An 18323-nucleotide genomic window follows, 5' to 3' on the forward strand; every position below is an offset into this window, starting at 1 on the left:
ATTATTACTTGGCTTATTTAAGCTTGGCTAAAGAGTTTTTAATTCTTTCCAAAGCTTCTTTCAATTGCTCTTCAGAAGCTGCATATGACATTCTGATACAATTAGGAGCTCCAAATGCATCACCAGAAACAGTAGATACATTAGCATCCGCAAGCAAATAAAGCGCTAAGTCATTCGAGTTGTTAACACTAGTCGACTCGCTTGAAGTACCGAAATAATGGCTTACATCAGGGAAGAAGTAAAACGCGCCTTCCGGCATTGGTGTTTTAACTCCCGGAATCTCATCCAATAGCCCTTTTACCAAAGATCTTCTTTCTCTATATGCTTTAGCCATTTCTTTACGAGGCGTTTGCTCACCGGCGATAGCTGAAAGCGCTGCTCTTTGAGCAATTGAAGAGTTTCCTGAAGTCATTTGGCCTTGAAGTTTCGCGCATGCTTTAGCAATGTATTCTGGAGCGCAAATGTATCCAACTCTCCATCCAGTCATTGCGTAACCTTTGCTGAATCCATTCACAGTGACAGTTTTGTCAGCCATGCCAGGCAAAGATGCAATACTCGTGTGTCCTTCCTCTGTGAAGTTGATGTATTCGTAGATTTCATCAGCTATCAAAGTAATATCATCATGTTGTTTCAAGACTTCTGACATAGCCAATAATTCCTCTTTGCTCCATACAGCTCCAGTAGGGTTGCAAGGAGAAGAGAAAATGACAGCCCTTGTCTTGTCGGTAATCGCAGCAGCCAATTGCTCGGCAGACGCTTTGAAATCTTGCTCTAAGCTTCCTTCAAGCATAACAGGAACGCCTTCTGCAAGTTTGATCATTTCGATGTAGCTTACCCAAAATGGGGAATATACAATCACTTCATCTCCAGGGTTCAAAAGAGCTAAAAATACATTGGCGATAGAATGCTTTGCTCCCGTTGATATAACAATATTGTTTGCTGTGCACTCAATTTTGTTTTCAAGCTGAAGCTTTTCAGCTATCGCTGCTCTTAGATCCGGGTAACCTGGTACCGGAGGATAAGAAAAGAACTCTTCGCTTTCAATAGCTGATTTGGCAGCCTCCTGAACGTGTAATGGAGTTTTAAAGTCAGGCTCCCCAAGACTCAGGCTAATGATGTCTTTTCCTTCGGCTTTCAATTCTCTCGCCTTCTGTGCCATAGCGATAGTAGCTGACTCCGCTAGTGCATTTACTCTATTCGATAGTTTGTTCATGTGTGATGTACTTTTAGCGCTTCATTTATGCAAATCATCCATTTGCCCATATACTTGATTATCTCCCAGCATATTTCTAGTATAAATTTTGCATTATTTTCGCCGTTTTCAAAAGAAAATTTTGCTTACTTTGATAAAAAAAAATAGTGCATACAAAAGTACAGCAAGAACAAGAAAATGAACAACAGCATTCGTCGAATCCTAGCGGTGATGCCAACGATAAATGCAAATCTTCAAATTTTCGAAAGGAAAAAGAGATCTTGGATCAAGATGAATGGATAAGATTGGTGCATGAAGGACCATGTTGTTCGCATCCTGAAGAATGATGATGCTTCTCTAGGAAAAAAGCGTTCGAGTCATAATGCTTCTGCCAAGAGTAACTTCGTCCGTGTATTCGATTTCGCCTCCAATAGGAACACCTCTGGCGATGGTTGATAATTTGATATCACAACTCTTAAGCTTTTTCGAAATATAGAAAGCTGTTGTGTCTCCTTCCATTGTTGGACTTAAGGCGAGAATAACTTCTTTGACCTCGGAATCGTGTTGCGAAACTCTTTCTATTAATAAGTCGATGCTCAAGTCGCTGGGACCTATGCCTTCCAAAGGCGAGATGATGCCTCCGAGCACATGGTACTCTCCTCGGTAATGAGCGGTGTTTTCTATCGCCAGCACATCTTTGATGCTTTCCACTACGCAAATCGTGGATTTGTCTCGATTGTTGGAAGAGCAAATATTGCAGATTTCCTCATCGGAAACATTGTGGCATTTTTTGCAATACTTGACATTTTCTCTCATTTGGACAAGAGCGTTGGATAGCATGGTGGTTTGTTCCTTGTCGCTATTTAATAAATGCAAAACAAGCCTCAATGCAGTCTTTTTGCCTATGCCGGGAAGCTTGGCCATTTCTTCTACAGCGTCTTGAATGAGTTTGGAGGGCAGTTGCATGTCAATGTGTGGTGGTTAAGGGATTTTGTTACAAAATTTTAGCGTCAATGCCAGATTCGCACAAAGCGTCTTTCATAGGCTTAAGGTCTTTTTTTGAACCTTTTTTCACACTGCATTTGCCTTTGTAATGAATAATCCACGTGCATTGTTCCGCTTGTTCTTTATGGTGTTTGCAGATTTTGATCAACATGGAAATGACATGGTCGAAAGTGTTCACATCATCATTGTAGACCATAAGGTCATGATTGTCTTCTAGCAAGTCATCCAATTTGATTTCTTCTAGAACTTCGATGAGCTCGTCTTCTTGTATTTGATCCATATTAATAATTATTTCAATCTATTCAAAATGCTCAATTATAACGTCTTTTCCGTCGAAATATGCGTATTGGCATTGCTTAATCCATTCCCCCAGATTTATATATCTTGAATTTTTGCCTACTTTAAGATCAAGAGGCAAGTGTCTGTGCCCAAAGATATAGTAATCATGGTGATTTTTTTCTTCTATATTTTTGCAGTGAATGTAAATCCACTCATCATCTCCCAAAAACACTTCATCATGAGAAGAGTTGCTTGCTCTACTGCTTTTGGACCAAGTATTGGCAATGCCTATTCCCAAGTTAGGATGAAGTCTGGCAAAAAGCCATTGGCAAACTTTACTGTCGAAGAAGTTTTTCAAGAATTTATATTTTCTGTCTCCAGGTCCCAAGCCGTCTCCATGGCCGATCATGAATTTTTTATCGTTGCAATAGAATGCAATAGGCTTTCGAATGATCTTCGCTCCGATTTCTTTAGGCAAATAATCAAACATCCACATATCATGATTGCCAGTAAATAAATATAGTTTTATTCCATTGTCAGCCATTTTGGCTAGCTGTCCTAGAAATCTAATATAGCCTTTGGGAACTACTGTTCCATATTCAAACCAGAAATCAAATAAGTCTCCAACTAAGAATACGGCCTCAGCATCTTTTTCTATTTCTTTAAGCCATCTAACAATTTTGTCTTCTCTTTCACGACTTTTTTCATAGTTAGGCGCGCCAAGGTGAAAATCAGAGGCGAAGTATATTCTTTTATTCGAAGGAAGAGAACTAATTTCATCAAACATATGCGTGCGCTCTTTCGCAAGAATTTAGGTCAATGTATTGAATAGTGCTTTGGATAGTAAATGCCATTTTACACACTATTCAGAATTCAAAATAAATAAAAAAATCAGACATTTTTAGTATGTCTGATTTTAATATTGATATTATAAAGTATTTCGAGATTCTCTAAGCGTCTTTCGAGTCAGAAGCTTCAGGCTTTTCAGAATCGTTTTGCTTTTCATTTTTAGGAGCTTCCTCTGTCTTTTGAGGCCCATCGTTTCCGCTTCTATTAGCGTTTGTATAAGCTTGGTAAGTGGTTTCTTTACTAAAAGGCCTTTTGCCAATAAGTGTTTCAAGATCCGTTTGGAACAACACTTCTTTGGTTAAAAGCTCTTTGGCTAACACTTCCAGCTCATTTCTTTTTTCAAGAAGCAAATCTTTGGTTCTTTGGTAAGCGCCTTCTACGATTTTTCTTACTTCGGAATCTATGGTTTCAGCAGTAGCTTCAGAATAAGGCTTGTTGAAATTGTATTCAGACTGTTTTGAGTCATAGAAAGATACATTTCCAATTTTATCATTCATACCATATACTGTCACCATGCCATAAGCAGACTTGGTTACTCTTTCCAAATCGCTCAAAGCTCCAGTGGAAATCTTCCCAAAAATTATTTCTTCAGCAGCTCTACCGCCAAGCGCCATGCACATTTCGTCAAGAAGTTGCTCTGTTTGGTAAAGGAACTGCTCTTTTGGCAAGTATTGAGCGTATCCTAGTGCCGCAACACCACGAGGAACAATACTTACTTTAACCAATGGGTCCGCATGCTCCAAGAACCAACCTGCAACCGCATGGCCAGCTTCATGGTAAGCAACGATTTTCTTTTCTTCAGGAGAAATGATTTTATTTTTCTTTTCAAGGCCTCCAATGACTCTGTCAATAGCACTGAAAAAGTCATCAAGTGTAACTTCCGGCTTATTGTTTCTTGCCGCAATAAGCGCAGCCTCGTTGCAAACGTTCATGATTTCAGCTCCCGCAAAACCAGGAGTTTGAGCCGCTAATTTCTTAGGGTCAACGTCTTTGGCTTTTTTAAGGTCTTTAATATGAACTTTGAATATTGCTTCTCTACCGATGATATCAGGCTTGTCAATGCTGATCTGACGATCGAATCTACCCGGTCTAAGCAAAGCGCTGTCCAGCACATCCGGGCGGTTGGTTGCAGCAAGGATAATAACTCCTGAATCAGTAGCAAATCCATCCATTTCCACTAGCAAAGAGTTCAATGTATTCTCTCTCTCGTCGTTTGCTCCCGGCATAGAACCTTTTCCTCTTGAGCGCCCAATAGCGTCAATTTCGTCAATGAAGATGATGCAAGGCGCTTTCTCTTTGGCTTGCTTGAACAAGTCTCTCACTCTGGCAGCACCAACTCCAACGAACATTTCTACAAAGTCAGAACCTGAAAGCGAGAAGAACGGCACTCCTGCTTCTCCTGCCACAGCTTTAGCAAGCAAGGTTTTACCTGTTCCCGGAGGGCCTACTAACAATGCTCCTTTTGGAATTTTACCTCCCAGTTTAGTGTACTTAGTTGGCGTCTTTAGGAAATCTACAATTTCGGCAATTTCTTCTTTGGCTTCATCTAATCCAGCTACGTCGTTGAAAGTTATCTTAACTTTATTTTCGGCGTCGAATACTTGAGCCTTGGATTTTCCGATATTGAAAATTTGTCCGCCAGGTCCAGATTGGCCTGTCATGCGTCTCATCAAGAACCAGAAACCAAAAAGCATTAACAGTAAGAATCCCCAAGTGGTGATAAATTGAGAGAAATCGCTTCTGTCTTCAACTTGATAACCAATTCGGTCTTTTGGAGGAAGTTTTTCCTCTATTTCATTGAATTTTTTAGTGAAAGCTTCCGCTGAAACGATTTTAACTCGATATTGTGGGCCTTCCGCAAATCCAAATGGAGATTTGTTTTCTAGTTCTTTTTTGTATTTAGTATTCTCAAGAGCTTCCTTCTTCAGGAATACTTCCACCAAATTTTGGTTTCGTATTAACACAACTCTTTCGACATCATGACTTTCAAGCATTTTTTGAAATTTATACTCGGTGATATCGATCGCTGTGCTGCTGTTGTTGAAGTAAGTTAATCCAAAAATAAGCGCTAAAAGGGATACAATAAGCCAAACCTGAAAGTTGGGTTTTTGCGGCGGCTTAGGAACTATCCTTTTTTTATTGGGGTTTTTTGATTTAGGTTCGTCTCCCATTACGTTCTGTTTGATAAAAATCCAATTTTGTTCTAAATCGAATACGATTATTATTCGAAAGTGTTGTCGTCAGATGAATTTTCGGGATTGAGGCGGGTGATTTTCGCATCTCCCCACATTCCTTCTATGTTGAAGAACTCCCTGCGATCCTTTTTAAACACATGCGCAACCACATCAACATAGTCTAGCAAAATCCATTCCTTATTTGTGAAGCCTTCTTTGTGCCATGGGTTTTCTTCAATAGCTTTATAAGAGAACTCTTCTACAGAGTCAGCAATTGCTTCGACTTGCGTCTCGGAATTACCAGAACTGATCACAAAAAAATCTGCGATAGCTCCGCTGATTTCTCTTAAATCCATGATCACAACATTGCTTGCTTTCTTTTCCAGCATCCCCTGAGCTATGATTTCGCTAAGCTTTTTTGAATCTATAACTTGTTTTTTTTCTTTCATATGTTGTTTTTAAATTGCGGTGTCAAATTTAATTAAAAATCATTGCATATCAGAAATCCAAATTCATTTATTATTGGCAAACAGCTCATAGAACTAGAATCTTGTAGTTCAACTAATACGGAAGCTGTCAAAATGGCGCAAAATGGCGATGCCCAACATGGAACTGTTGTATTGACAAATTGTCAGACTTCCGGGAAAGGCCAAAGAGGCAATGTTTGGGAAGCCGCTTCAGGCCAGAATCTTACTTTTTCGATTGTTCTACATCCTCAATCACTTCATATATCCGACCAGTTTTTCCTAAGCATGCTTACGAGTTTGAGTATTTACGATTTTTTGAGTGAATATTTGTTGGAGGAGGATTTGAAGATAAAATGGCCCAATGATATTTATTTTGAAGATACGAAAATGGGCGGGATATTGATCGAAAGCATTGCTCAAGGAGAGTTTGTGAAAACTTCAGTTGTTGGAATAGGGGTCAACATCAATCAAAAAGAATTTGTTCACCCTCAAGCGAAATCTTTGGCTATGATTTGTGGTCAAGAGTTCGATTTGAGGGAGATGTTGACTTTGTTTTTAGAGTTTTTCACTCGTCGATATCGACAGCTTGAAAACTTGTCCGCAAAAAGTCTGCATCAAGAATATTATTCCAAGCTATATTGGTACGATGAAATTCATACTTTCCAAGATTTGCAAGAACAGTATTTTATGGGAAGAATCAAGGGAGTGAATGAGTTGGGATGCTTGATTGTAGAGCGGGAAAATGACACAAAAGAATTCGATATTAAAGAAATTAAATTTATAAAATAGAAAGTAAACCTATCGTTATGATTGACACTTCATTGCAATACAAAGTTAAAGATATCTCTTTAGCTGAATGGGGACGTAAGGAAATTGAACTTGCCGAGGCTGAAATGCCGGGCTTGATGTCTTTGAGAGATGAGTATGGTGAGTCTCAACCTCTTAAAGATGCTAGAATCGCTGGATGTCTTCACATGACAATTCAGACGGCGGTTCTAATCGAGACTTTGGTAGCTTTAGGCGCTGAAGTAAGATGGTCTTCATGCAATATTTTTTCTACTCAGGATCATGCTGCCGCTGCTATAGCCGCCGCTGGTATTCCTGTGTTCGCATGGAAAGGCATGAATGATGAGGAATTTGATTGGTGCATTGAGCAGACATTGTTTTTCGGAAGCGAAGACAAGCCATTGAATATGATTTTGGATGATGGAGGAGATCTAACCAATATGGTTTTGGATCAATATCCGCAATTGGTTGAAGCTATCAAGGGTATTTCTGAAGAAACTACTACGGGAGTTCATAGATTGTACGAAAGAGAGCAAAATGGAAAGCTTCCTTTGCCATGTATCAATGTTAATGATTCGGTGACTAAGTCTAAGTTTGATAACAAATATGGATGTAGAGAATCTTTGGTTGATGGAATAAGAAGAGCCACTGATGTTATGATTGCTGGTAAGGTTGCAGTTGTAGCTGGTTATGGCGATGTAGGTAAAGGTTCTGCAGAGTCTTTGAGAGGTGCTGGAGCAAGAGTTATTGTTACTGAAATCGATCCTATTTGCGCATTGCAGGCCGCGATGGAAGGCTTCGAAGTGAAAAAGATGAATGACGCTATCAAAGAGGCTGATATTGTTGTGACTACTACCGGTAATAAGGATATCATTGTTGGAAGACACTTTGAGTCGATGAAAGACAAAACGATTGTTTGTAACATTGGCCATTTTGACAATGAGATTGATATGGCTTGGTTGAACACAACTTATGGAGACAGCAAAGTCAATATCAAACCTCAGGTTGACAAGTATACTATCAATGGAAACGATATTATCGTTTTGGCTGAAGGAAGACTAGTGAATCTTGGCTGCGCTACTGGGCACCCTTCATTTGTAATGTCTAATTCTTTCACTAACCAAACACTAGCTCAGATAGAGTTGTGGTTGCATTCTGAAAAGTATAGCAATAGTGTTCATGTTCTTCCAAAGCATTTGGATGAAAAAGTGGCAAGACTGCACCTTAAGAAAATTGGAGTTGAGTTGGATGAGTTATCGCAAGATCAAGCTGAATACATCAACGTGAAAGTTGAAGGTCCATATAAGCCAGAGTATTATAGATACTAATAAAAACTTATAATTAAAAAAAGAGGCTGTCTCGTAAGAAAGACAGCCTCTTTTTTATCTCATTGCTATTTTGATTAAACAAAAGCAAAGAACACCAGCCATACTAATATAAGAATAGGCAATAGTATAGGCACTGAAAATCTTAATATGTAACCAAAGAACGAAGGCATTTTAATTCCGCTTTGCTCAGAGATGGATTTTACCATGAAATTCGGACCGTTGCCGATATATGTCATGGCGCCAAAGAATACGGCGGCTACTGCTATTGCTTTTAATTGTAAGATGGAATTAGCGAATTGGCTACCACCATCAGCAAAGGCTTTTACAGCTTCCATGTCAGAAATCGATGCTCCTTGAGAAGCCATTGCTGCCGCAAGGAAGTTCAGATAAGTAGGGGCATTGTCAAGAAACCCGGATAATATTCCTGTTCCCCAATAGAGAGTATTGTGATTGATCAGGCTTGCTCCTGTTTCAGATTTCGCAAACTCGCCTACAAGCTCCAATGCAGGCATCATAGTGCCGAATATACCGATGAATATAAATGTAACTTCTTTGATCGGCTCGAAATTGAATTCATTTCCTCTGATAGCGTCTTGATTGGCGAATTTAAAAGAGAAAAATGCAACGCTTAACATGATTAACTCTCTTAAGAAAGAAATTTTCTGGCCATCATAATTAATTGCCGGAATGAAATCAAATACATTTGGATCCATGAATACAGCAACGATCACGATCAATAGCCATATAAAGTTCTTGGTGCCAGTAATAGATATTTTACCCGAGTATGACTTTTCATCCCCTTCTTCTTTGCCAATGTTTCTTTTGTCAACAAGATAGAATACTAAAGCTAGAATTATAAGGCTAAAGATCCACGGCACTATGTTGTGAATCAAGGTCCATTCGAATGGAACACCTTTCAAAAACCCTAAAAACAACGGAGGATCACCGATTGGCGTTAAGCCACCTCCAATATTACTGACCATGAAGATGAAGAAAATAATATGATATGCTTTGATACGATCTTTATTAAGACGAATAAATGGTCTTATCAGTAGCATAGAAGCCCCTGTGGTTCCAATAAAGTTGGATATAACCGCTCCCATTAACAATATGGCTATATTAGCCATTGGGGTTCCTTTTTTGTCAATCTTAATCATTATACCGCCTGAAGCAATGTAAAGCGAGGCTATTAATGATATGAATTGAACATATTCAGCCAATGCATGAATTGGAGCATGCATATTATGCAATACGGTGATATAGTATGTTACAACGAGTGCGGCAAGCGCTACGGCTACTTTAGGATAGTGATGATGCCAAAATTGTTCGTAAAAAAGCGGACCTGTGGCGATCATAATAAGTAATAGAACAAAAGGAATTACTGTCCAAGAAGGGGCTACAGCATGATGTTCTCCGTGTCCACCAGCTTCTAGTTCGTCATACTCTTGCACTGGCATGCCGGAGCTGTCCGAGTGATCAGCATTGTTTATTTGTTCTTGAACCAGCTTAGCTTTCCCCTCATTGTTGTTTTCCAAAGCACCTCCGTAAGCCGGGGCGTGATTGAATCCTAGCGAAAGAGACATTGTCAGCCAGGTTATCAATCCAAATAAAAAATTATTCATCGATCAGAAAATTGGTTTATCAAATTGTATGTTACTAAAATAAAGTTACGCCAAAATGTTTGACTGTAAATGCTTGTTGCTAATTTATGCAAAGCATCGGATAGCAATATATCATTTATAATGAGAATAGGTGCAATTATATATTAATTTTGGTAAAAATTAATGATTATGTACCATTCCACTGCAAGTATTATACTTTGCGCCAGTCACACTGGCCCAAATATTGTCTTCTCCCAAGCTTCTTAGTAATCCTAGAAAAGCAAAGACAATGGCTTCTTTGAAATTTGTAGTGTCAGAATCCGCCAAATGATATTCGATTCCTAATGGATTTCCAAGTAAATTCATAGTTTGAAACAAGAATTTGTTGTGAGCTCCTCCTCCTGAGACAAGCACGTTCAAAGTGTCTTTTTGATGATGCTTGGCTTTCAATACTTCAAACTCATAATTAACTCTTTCAGCAATATGCTCTGTTACTGTTCTCAATAAATTATTGATCATATTTTGATTAGCACAAGCATATTCTTCAATGATTGGAAAGATGTTTTTTTCAATCCATTCAATTCCTAAAGATTTAGGTGGATTTAATTTATAGTATTCCAAACTTTCTAATGAACGAAACAACTTGTCAATGAGTTTTCCAGATGCCGCCATTTTTCCTTCTGCATCGTATTTTTTATCCGCGAGGTTGGCAAGTTTGTTAAGAATGATATTGCAGAAGCATATATCATATGCGACAGCGCTTTTTTCTTCCAAGGAGTAGCTTAAGTTCGCAATGCCTCCCAAGTTTAGGCAAGCGTCATAATTATGATAAAGGTAATAGTCGCCAACTGGCACAAGGGGAGCTCCTTGACCTCCGAAAGCAACATCCATGCTTCTGAAATCATTGATCACTGTTGTTTGCGTTTGAGCCATGATGCAGTTGCCTGAAGCTATTTGAAGAGTTAGTCCTTTTTCAGGCTGATGAAAGACTGTATGACCATGAGAAGCGATTAATTCTGGATCAAGATTATGAGATTGAATAAAGTTGGAGATAAGCGAGCCAAAATAATTTCCTAGTTCAATATCCAGCAAGGACAAGTCCAGACCGGATAAAAATCTGGCTTTTGATAGTTTGTCTATCCAATATTGGTTGTATTCAGCAGTCGCAGTATTCAATATTTTGTATTGCCAAAGCCCATCAATATTTTTCCAAAATTCGCAACAGGCGATATCCAGCCCATCAAGTGAAGTGCCTGACATAGTGCCAATGATTTGGTGCTTTTTCATTATAGTGATAATTCGAAATTGAATGAAGTGCTCATTTAGATTTATAGATAGGTATTTTTTTTGAAAAAAATGTTAAAATTTAATCAATATGTTTTTTATCTAGCAAAATAGGTGTTAATTGTTTTAATTAAGCTAGAGAAAATGGCTTGAAGGAGAAAAAACATGAAGAATTATTGCATTGACGTTGGTAATACTTTTACAAAGTTGGGAGTGTTTGAGGCAGGAGAGTTGAGGTCTGTCAAAAGCGTCGATAATTTGAAAAGTTTGAAATCTTTAATCAATGGCGATCTTGATGTTGCAAAAAATTATATTGTTAGTTCTGTAGGTGCTGATTCGCTCCAGATTTCAAAAGAATTAGAACTTGATTTGTCAAGACTGCATCATTTGAAATGGAATATGCCATTGCCAATCAAGCTTGAGTATGAGACGCCAAATACGCTTGGAGCTGATCGAATAGCTTCTGCTTGCGGCGCAAAAAAGCTTTTCCCGGATTCTAATTTACTTGTTATAGATGCTGGGACGTGTATCACCTATGATTTTATAGACTCACAAGGTTCGTTTTGGGGAGGAGGAATATCGCCAGGACTATCGCTGAGAGCTAAGGCATTGCATAATTTTACTTCTCGTTTGCCTATGGTTGAGATTTCTTCTGAGCCCAAGCTTGTGGGAACTTCTACAAAAACGGCAATTGAAAGCGGTGTATTTAATGGTTTTAAAGCTGAAATTAAGGGGATTATTAGTGAGTATCGTAAAAAATTCGGAGATTTGAAGATAATTCTTTGCGGAGGTGATTCGAAATGGTTCGATCCTGATAGAGATATATTTGTAATACCTGAATTGGTTTTAATAGGTTTAGATTCAATATTAACATATAATGTCAATCAAAAAAAATAAGTTTAGTCTAGTTGTTCTTCTTACGCTATTTTTAAGCTCAGCGTATGGCCAATACAATTTGTCACCCTATTCTGTGGCAGGCATAGGTACGCTTAATAATTCCGGTTTGGCTTTCAATGAGTCAATGGGTGGAATAGGAATTAGTAATGGATCATCTAGGCATGCTAATGTTATTAATCCGGCTTTATTGCCTTATAATAACTACGCGGTGTTTGATTTCGGAATGATCTACGAAAATAAAACCATAAGCGGAAACAATCAAAAACAGAATAATGGTTTTGCTAACTTAGCTTATTTGACGGCAGCACTTCCAATTAAGGCAAATAAAATGGGGCTAAGCTTTGGTATCATGCCATATACGACTGTGAACTATAAAGCTGAGAATGTAAGCCGATTTGCTGGGCCAAACAATGAGCCAATAGAGCAAACTTCCATTATGGAAGGTCGCGGAGGTGTTTCAAAAGCATTTTTGGGCTTAGGTTATAGGTTGTCAAAGAATTTTAGTGTTGGTGTTGAAGGGGTGCTTTATTTTGGCTCAATTAATAGAGATATTTCTACTTCTTTGTTTGACTTGAGAGATCCGTCGACAACCCCGGATTATATTACTTTTCCTTACATAACTAGTTATATAGATCAAGTTACTGTTCAGCATGTGTCTGTGAATTTCGGTTTATCTTATCACGCGAATGTTGGTAAAAACAATGTATTGAACATGGGTGCGATTTATGAGCTTGGAGGAGATTATGGCGGTAAGAGAGATATGAGGTTGGAGAGAAGACTGAAAAATAATTCAGGAGCACCGCCGGAAATTGAACGTTCTATTACGAATGAAAGTATTTCGCAGTATATTCCTAGCAAGTATGGGTTTGGAGCAAGTTATGAAAAGCCTAATAAGTGGTTGATTGGTTTGGATTTTACTGCGCAAGATTGGGGTAAATTTAAAAATTCAAGTGGAGTGAATAGATATTCAGGAGATACTTATAAGATTGCATTAGGTGGTCAGTGGATTCCTGATATTTTTTCAGTGAACAGCTACCTAAGCAGAGTTGCTTATAGATTTGGAGCGTACTATGAAAAACCCCCTTATGCGATTGAAAACGCTGTATTTCATTCGTGGGGATTTACAGGAGGATTTGGCTTTCCTGTTGGAGCATCCCAATTGGATATTGGTTTTAAGTACGGAGAATTGTTAGTTGATAAAAATTCGCTTTATGATGAGCAAACATTCCAAATCAATATAGGCTTTGCGTTCGGAGGAAGAGATTGGTTCATTAAGAGAAAATACGATTAATGCAAAAGCTTGATTGCTTTGATGACAAAAATCATAATATGATCATTTTTAATCCACTACCTTGTAGTGGATTTTCTTTTTTACTGCGTTTTGGGTGCTAACATTTGCAAAGTTGCGTTGTTCATAAGAAAATGAAAATGATTTACTGACTGATTTACAAATATGAAAACAAAGTTTTTTTTATCAATGATCCTAGCGATTGTATGTTTGCAACCAGCTTTCAGCCAAGCCGGATGGAATTGGCCTGAGGATAAGGAGCTTGCGATGGAGAAGAATGTGCTTTACACAGACTTGTTAAAGCAGAAGAAATATGAGCAAGCTAGAGCTCCATTGACTTGGCTATTGAACAATGCCCCGGACTTGAATAAGTCTTTGTACATCAATGGTGAAAAAATCTATGAAGCATTGGCTTTGAAGGAAAAAGACCCATCTCTAAGACAGAATTATGTCGATTCCACTATGCTGATGTTTGATATGAGAATCAAATATTTTGGAGAAAAGAATGAGGTTATAGAACGTAAAGCTTTGACCGCTTATAAGCTTGAGAAAGGAAATAAAGCCGCTTATAAGGATTTATATGAATTGCTTGGCGAATCTGTGGATTTGAATGGCAACGATACGTTCGAAAGCAATCTGGTCGCTTACATGGATGTGACTCGTAGATACAAAAAGTCGGGAGGAGATATTAGCGATGATCAAGTATTGGCTGTGTATGATAAAATATCTGATATATTCGCTTACAAGCTTGACCATGGAGGCAATGAAGATCGAATTGGTAAATATCAGGAGAATGTGGATAAGCTATTAGCTGCAACTATAAATGTAGATTGTGATTTTATTGAAAATAAACTAGGACCAAAGCTTCAAGAAAATCCTGAAGACTTAGGTGTGGCGACTAACATTTTCAAATTGTCGATAGTTGGAAAATGTTTTGATTTGCCTGTTTTTGTTCAATCCGCAGAAGTTGTTTACAATAGCAAGCCTACTTATGGTTTGGCTAAGTTGATCGCCACAAGACTTGTTGATCAGAAGAAATACACAGAAGCATTGGATTATTATCAAAAAGCAATTGAGTTAACTGAAGAGAATACGAAAAAGGCAGAGATGAATTTGCAAATAGCTGTAATGATGAACAGACAAGGTAATAAATCATCAGCTAGATCCTACGCTTTGAAAGCCACTCAAGAAGACCCTTCATTAAGCGAAGCTTATTCTTTTGTAGGAAATCTATATATGAATTCTTACAACTCTTGCAAGGGAGGCCAAGACAAGGCATTAGATCGAGCTATTTTCATTTTAGCTTATGATATGTTTTCGAAGGCTGGGAATAGAAAAGGAATGGCTGCTGCAAAAGCACAATTTCCTTCTGCTGAAGAAATTTTCACATATAATCATTCTGTAGGAGAAACAGTGCATGTTGGTTGTTGGGTTAACCGCGATGTTGTTTTACAGAAAAGAGATTAAGAATATATAATTCTTAAAATTGAAACCGAGATTAGTCTCGGTTTTTTTTTGCTTTCTATATTTTTCTTATTTTTTGATCATTGTTTTTTTATTGATTTAGTTTGATCTAACAGGAATTTTTTTTTCACTTTTTTTGTGTATTTTATAAAAATCATATTAATTTTTATAATAATGGATTATTGGTTGCGTTTCATATATTGTGATTGTAACGTTAAATGATGTTAAATGAATTTATTTCTACCTCGAATGGCTTTTAAATCGTATTTTGAGATAATAAAATATAAGTTTTTGTCTTTTTTCTTACTTGTTGTTCTTCCATTTATAGCTGAAGGGCAATCAAGAGCGGTTGACAAAGAATCAGTATTAAGGCAAGATGACTGGTACAAGTTCGCTGTTTTGGAAGAGGGGATATACAAGCTTGATAAAACATTCTTTGATGGAATAGGTATGGCTGGAGCGGATCCAAGAAACATTGCTGTTTATTCGAGTAGATCAGGAGCGTTACCTCAGAAGAATCTGGATAAATGGGATACGGATTTGCAAGAATGCTCTGTTGAGTTTGTTGGGGAGAATGATGGTCGTTTAGATGCAAATGACTATTTATTATTTTATGGTCAAGGGGCATATTCAAGAAAATTTGAAAATGGATATGAAATATTGAATTCGAACCCATATGATGATACTGTTTTTTATTTTGTCGTAAATAAGTCTATAAGAGCAAAGAGAATTACAGTAAAGCAAGTTGTTGGCGTGCCTACGAGTCGTATTCGATCTTTTTCAAAACCAAATTTGCATGAGGAAAGCGAGAGAAGCTTAGTTGTTTCTGGAAGAAACAGATATGGAGATAAAGTATCTTCAGGAAGTTCGAAGTCAATAGTTTTTGAAGGTCAATCATTAGTTGCAGGAGGACGATTGACATTAGATTTAAGTTTGTTGAGCGTGAGTGGAGACGATGATTTAAATTGTAAAGTAACTCTAAATGGCAAATCTTCATTTGATGTTAATATTAGAAAGCGTTCAAAATTAGGCGATTATCCTGAAAAGGGTGTTTTATCTATTTTTAATAAAACTTTTTCGAGCGATGTTTTTGCTGGAGATCAAAATTTGGAAGTACTATTTCATGTGAATTCAGGGGATCTTAGAATTGATAATGTGAAAGTATCTGCTAACAATAGCTTGAGAGCATTTAACGGAGCTCTTGTATTTGATAATTCCGCAGTGGTCAATGGAGAAAAGGTTGTTGATTTTCATTTACAAGGTTTTGAGAGAGATATTAGAGTATGGGACATTTCAAATCCGTTGCATGTTCAGTCATTGAAAGTGACTAATAATATAATCATTGATTCAGCTAATCATCACTTGAATTATTTTGCATTTGATAATTCATATGAATACAAACAAGTTCAAAACGTTCAGAGAGTTGCGAATCAAAATTTGCACGGAGATAAATCTCCTGAGATGGTGATTGTGACATTGCCTGAGTTTAAAGATGCGGCAAGTGATTTGGCTGCTTTCAGACGAGCACATGATGGGTTGTCGGTGAAAATAGTGACTCCAAATCAAATTTATAATGAATTTTCCGCGGGAAGACTCGACCCTAGCGCAATTAGAGATTATATGTATTATTTGTATCACACAGGCGGCAATAAGCTGAAATATTTATTGCTCATGGGAAAAACAAGTTACGATTACAAGAATTTGGATGGAGGAGGAACAAATTTTGTCCCCTCTTATCAAACAGAAAATTCATATCATCCGGTAAGAAGTTATGTGACTGACGATTATTTTGGTTTGCTAGAGGATGAAGATGGCGATTGGTTAGAAGGTTCCTTGAGCAAAGAGGAAACAATGGAGATAGCTATTGGCAGGTTGCCAGTGACTAGCCTTGAACAAGCTTCAGATGTAGTAGAAAAAATTAAAAGATATCAAACAAGCGCGCAAAGTGTTGGCGAATGGAGGCATAGAGTAACCTTTGTGTCTGATGATGGGGATTCTCATACACACTTAAGAGATGCTGAGGATATTTCATCTTACATTTATGATAATCACCCGCAGTATACACAAGAGAAGATTTATTTAGCGAACTATACTAAAGAGGGAGGGAGCCCTTATCAAGGAGAAAGGGAGTTGGACAACGCTGTTGAAGATGGCTCATTTATCATTAATTATATAGGACATGGTAATGAAAGAAATTGGGCAGAAGAAGGAGTATTGAGGATGGATATGATTAGAGATTGGAATAACCTTGATAGGCTGCCTTTATTCATTACAGCAACTTGTGAGTTTGGCCGCCATGATGATCCGCTAGTCGTTTCTGGGGCTGAAGAGATATTATTAAATCCAAACGGAGGAGGAATAGCTCTGGTGACTACATCTCGCCCTGTTTATAGCTCTTCTAATAAAAAAATCAATTTAGCATTTAATGAACATGTACTTGATTATAGTTTTGAGTACAAGCCGACATTGGGTGAAATATTTAAAAGGGCAAAAAATGCGGCTTTGCCATTGCAAAGAGATAGAAACAGGGGTTTTATTTTACTTGGTGATCCATCGATGACTTTAGCGTATCCGGAGAGAGGTGTTAAACTATCTGAGATTAATGGAAAGAAGGTTGGGTTGGATGATATAACTTTGAAAGCTTTGGATAAGGTGAATTTGAAAGGCAATATATTTTTATCTCAGGGGGTCGTTGACACACTGTTTAATGGAGAAGTAGTTTTAAAGCTTTATGACAAGCCATTTGAGCAAAGAACTAATGGTGTTAAAGAGTCAGTGATAAATTATATTAATTATAATAATGTAGTTAATTCTGTAAGAGCAAAAATTGTCAAAGGTAGTTTTGAGCTTGAGTTTATAATACCAAAAAATATAGATTATAAAATTGAAGAGTCAAGAATGACAATGTATGCTTTTGAAGAAGGTAGTCATGTGGATGGGGGTGATGCGTTTGTAGATTTTAGTTTGGGAGGCACCAGTGATAACTTTGTCGTAGATGATAAGAATCCAGAGGTTTTGGCATTTATTAATGATTTTACTTTTGTAAGTGGGGACAAGACAGGTAAAGATATAGTTTTGTTGGCTAGGCTTTTTGATGAAAGTGGTTTGAGTTTGAGTAAAAATAATGTGGGTCAAATTATGATGGCTGTTTTGGATGAAGACGAAGAGTTTATTCTCGTCGATCATTTTATTCCAGAAATAGATGATTTTACGAGAGGGGAAGTGCGTTTTCCAATTTCAGACCTTGAAGAGGGAAAGCATCTGTTGAAAGTCAAGGCATGGGATGTGCATAATAATGCGGGAGAAGGGGAAGTGGAGTTTTACGTAGTTAGTTCAGATGGGTTGACAATTTTTGATTTGTATAATTACCCTAATCCAGTGGCGGGAGAGACGACTATTAGTTTTTCTCATAATAGAGCGGGAGAGGATTTGATAGTCTCGCTTTCACTGTATAATTCAAATGGCCAATTGATTTTTGAGAGAGAAAAGGAAATTTTTAATAGTTCCCAAAGAGTAGAGGAATTGAAATGGGATAGTCGTTTAGATTCAAGAAATTACTTGGCACCAGGCGTTTACATATACCAAATTAACGTCAAATCTCAAAAAGATGGGAAAAACGCAAAAGAATTTAGTCGATTAGTTCTAATTAAGCAAAAATAATATTATTTTAAAAAAAGCTTCATAAAGTTATGGAATTGTAGATGTAGAT

Annotated in this window: 15 protein-coding genes; 7 read left to right on the plus strand and 8 right to left on the minus strand. The window is 37.5% G+C overall.

Going from position 1 to position 18323, the window contains the following annotated elements; genetic code table 11:
* Positions 1 to 13: 13 nt before the first annotated feature.
* Positions 14 to 1213 (minus strand): pyridoxal phosphate-dependent aminotransferase, encoded by a 1200-nt coding sequence (locus AABK36_RS01380; protein WP_309937232.1) that lies wholly within the window; start codon positions 1211 to 1213, stop codon positions 14 to 16.
* A gap of 146 nt (positions 1214 to 1359) precedes the next feature.
* On the opposite strand from AABK36_RS01380, the gene AABK36_RS01385 reads away from it, so the two are divergent.
* Positions 1360 to 1539, plus strand: a complete 180-nt coding sequence (locus AABK36_RS01385; protein ID WP_309937234.1) for a hypothetical protein — start codon at positions 1360 to 1362, stop codon at positions 1537 to 1539.
* A gap of 10 nt (positions 1540 to 1549) precedes the next feature.
* Here the strand turns inward: AABK36_RS01385 and recR are convergent, their stop codons facing one another.
* The 5 genes from recR to rsfS form a co-directional block, all read right to left on the minus strand.
* Positions 1550 to 2158 carry a recombination mediator RecR gene (recR, locus tag AABK36_RS01390; protein WP_309937235.1) on the minus strand — a complete coding sequence of 203 codons (609 nt, stop codon included), beginning with the start codon at positions 2156 to 2158 and terminating at the stop codon, positions 1550 to 1552.
* Between the two features lie 28 nt (positions 2159 to 2186).
* Positions 2187 to 2477 (minus strand): ATP-dependent Clp protease adaptor ClpS, encoded by a 291-nt coding sequence (locus AABK36_RS01395; protein ID WP_309937236.1) that lies wholly within the window; start codon positions 2475 to 2477, stop codon positions 2187 to 2189.
* A gap of 18 nt (positions 2478 to 2495) precedes the next feature.
* Positions 2496 to 3263 (minus strand): UDP-2,3-diacylglucosamine diphosphatase, encoded by a 768-nt coding sequence (locus AABK36_RS01400; protein ID WP_309937237.1) that lies wholly within the window; start codon positions 3261 to 3263, stop codon positions 2496 to 2498.
* A gap of 163 nt (positions 3264 to 3426) precedes the next feature.
* Positions 3427 to 5496, minus strand: coding sequence for an ATP-dependent zinc metalloprotease FtsH (gene ftsH, locus AABK36_RS01405; RefSeq protein ID WP_309937238.1), 2070 nt, complete (start codon positions 5494 to 5496; stop codon positions 3427 to 3429).
* Between the two features lie 50 nt (positions 5497 to 5546).
* Positions 5547 to 5948, minus strand: a complete 402-nt coding sequence (gene rsfS / locus AABK36_RS01410; RefSeq protein WP_309937239.1) for a ribosome silencing factor — start codon at positions 5946 to 5948, stop codon at positions 5547 to 5549.
* 42 nt (positions 5949 to 5990) lie between these two features.
* On the opposite strand from rsfS, the gene AABK36_RS01415 reads away from it, so the two are divergent.
* Together AABK36_RS01415 and ahcY are read left to right on the plus strand one after the other, a co-directional pair.
* The gene (locus tag AABK36_RS01415; protein ID WP_309937240.1) at positions 5991 to 6755 is read left to right on the plus strand and encodes a biotin--[acetyl-CoA-carboxylase] ligase; all 765 of its coding nucleotides are present in this window, start codon (positions 5991 to 5993) and stop codon (positions 6753 to 6755) included.
* 17 nt (positions 6756 to 6772) lie between these two features.
* The gene (ahcY, locus tag AABK36_RS01420; protein WP_309937241.1) at positions 6773 to 8080 is read left to right on the plus strand and encodes an adenosylhomocysteinase; all 1308 of its coding nucleotides are present in this window, start codon (positions 6773 to 6775) and stop codon (positions 8078 to 8080) included.
* 74 nt (positions 8081 to 8154) lie between these two features.
* Here ahcY and AABK36_RS01425 read toward each other — a convergent pair whose 3' ends face one another.
* Both AABK36_RS01425 and AABK36_RS01430 read right to left on the minus strand, forming a co-directional pair.
* The gene (locus AABK36_RS01425) at positions 8155 to 9537 is read right to left on the minus strand and encodes a sodium:proton antiporter (protein WP_374709116.1); all 1383 of its coding nucleotides are present in this window, start codon (positions 9535 to 9537) and stop codon (positions 8155 to 8157) included.
* A 324-nt stretch (positions 9538 to 9861) separates the two neighbouring features.
* Entirely contained in the window at positions 9862 to 10968 is a 1107-nt protein-coding gene (locus AABK36_RS01430) for an anhydro-N-acetylmuramic acid kinase (protein ID WP_309937243.1), read from the minus strand.
* 162 nt (positions 10969 to 11130) lie between these two features.
* On the opposite strand from AABK36_RS01430, the gene AABK36_RS01435 reads away from it, so the two are divergent.
* From AABK36_RS01435 to porU, 4 genes are all read left to right on the plus strand, one after another.
* Entirely contained in the window at positions 11131 to 11862 is a 732-nt protein-coding gene (locus AABK36_RS01435; RefSeq protein ID WP_309937244.1) for a type III pantothenate kinase, read from the plus strand.
* The gene (bamG, locus tag AABK36_RS01440) at positions 11843 to 13153 is read left to right on the plus strand and encodes a BamG family beta-barrel-assembly machinery protein (RefSeq protein WP_309937245.1); all 1311 of its coding nucleotides are present in this window, start codon (positions 11843 to 11845) and stop codon (positions 13151 to 13153) included. The genes AABK36_RS01435 and bamG overlap by 20 nt, the downstream gene beginning before the upstream one ends.
* Positions 13154 to 13315: 162 nt before the next feature.
* On the plus strand, positions 13316 to 14617 hold the full coding sequence (locus AABK36_RS01445; RefSeq protein WP_309937246.1) for a hypothetical protein: 1302 nt from the start codon (positions 13316 to 13318) through the stop codon (positions 14615 to 14617).
* A gap of 225 nt (positions 14618 to 14842) precedes the next feature.
* Positions 14843 to 18274, plus strand: a complete 3432-nt coding sequence (gene porU / locus AABK36_RS01450) for a type IX secretion system sortase PorU (RefSeq protein WP_338390306.1) — start codon at positions 14843 to 14845, stop codon at positions 18272 to 18274.
* Positions 18275 to 18323: the final 49 nt, after the last annotated feature.

Origin of the sequence: Aureibacter tunicatorum (assembly GCF_036492635.1) — a bacterium.
GTDB classification, from domain to species: Bacteria; Bacteroidota; Bacteroidia; order Cytophagales; family Cyclobacteriaceae; genus Aureibacter; species Aureibacter tunicatorum.

Coding starts and splice junctions, on each gene's coding strand:
- AABK36_RS01380 (WP_309937232.1), bottom strand. CDS start 1,213: ATGAACAAACTATCGAATAGAGTAAATGCACTAGCGGAGTCAGCTACT.
- recR (WP_309937235.1), bottom strand. CDS start 2,158: ATGCAACTGCCCTCCAAACTCATTCAAGACGCTGTAGAAGAAATGGCC.
- AABK36_RS01395 (WP_309937236.1), bottom strand. CDS start 2,477: ATGGATCAAATACAAGAAGACGAGCTCATCGAAGTTCTAGAAGAAATC.
- AABK36_RS01400 (WP_309937237.1), bottom strand. CDS start 3,263: ATGTTTGATGAAATTAGTTCTCTTCCTTCGAATAAAAGAATATACTTC.
- ftsH (WP_309937238.1), bottom strand. CDS start 5,496: ATGGGAGACGAACCTAAATCAAAAAACCCCAATAAAAAAAGGATAGTT.
- rsfS (WP_309937239.1), bottom strand. CDS start 5,948: ATGAAAGAAAAAAAACAAGTTATAGATTCAAAAAAGCTTAGCGAAATC.
- ahcY (WP_309937241.1), top strand. CDS start 6,773: ATGATTGACACTTCATTGCAATACAAAGTTAAAGATATCTCTTTAGCT.
- AABK36_RS01425 (WP_374709116.1), bottom strand. CDS start 9,537: ATGCCAGTGCAAGAGTATGACGAACTAGAAGCTGGTGGACACGGAGAA.
- AABK36_RS01430 (WP_309937243.1), bottom strand. CDS start 10,968: ATGAAAAAGCACCAAATCATTGGCACTATGTCAGGCACTTCACTTGAT.
- AABK36_RS01435 (WP_309937244.1), top strand. CDS start 11,131: ATGAAGAATTATTGCATTGACGTTGGTAATACTTTTACAAAGTTGGGA.
- bamG (WP_309937245.1), top strand. CDS start 11,843: ATGTCAATCAAAAAAAATAAGTTTAGTCTAGTTGTTCTTCTTACGCTA.
- AABK36_RS01445 (WP_309937246.1), top strand. CDS start 13,316: ATGAAAACAAAGTTTTTTTTATCAATGATCCTAGCGATTGTATGTTTG.
- porU (WP_338390306.1), top strand. CDS start 14,843: ATGAATTTATTTCTACCTCGAATGGCTTTTAAATCGTATTTTGAGATA.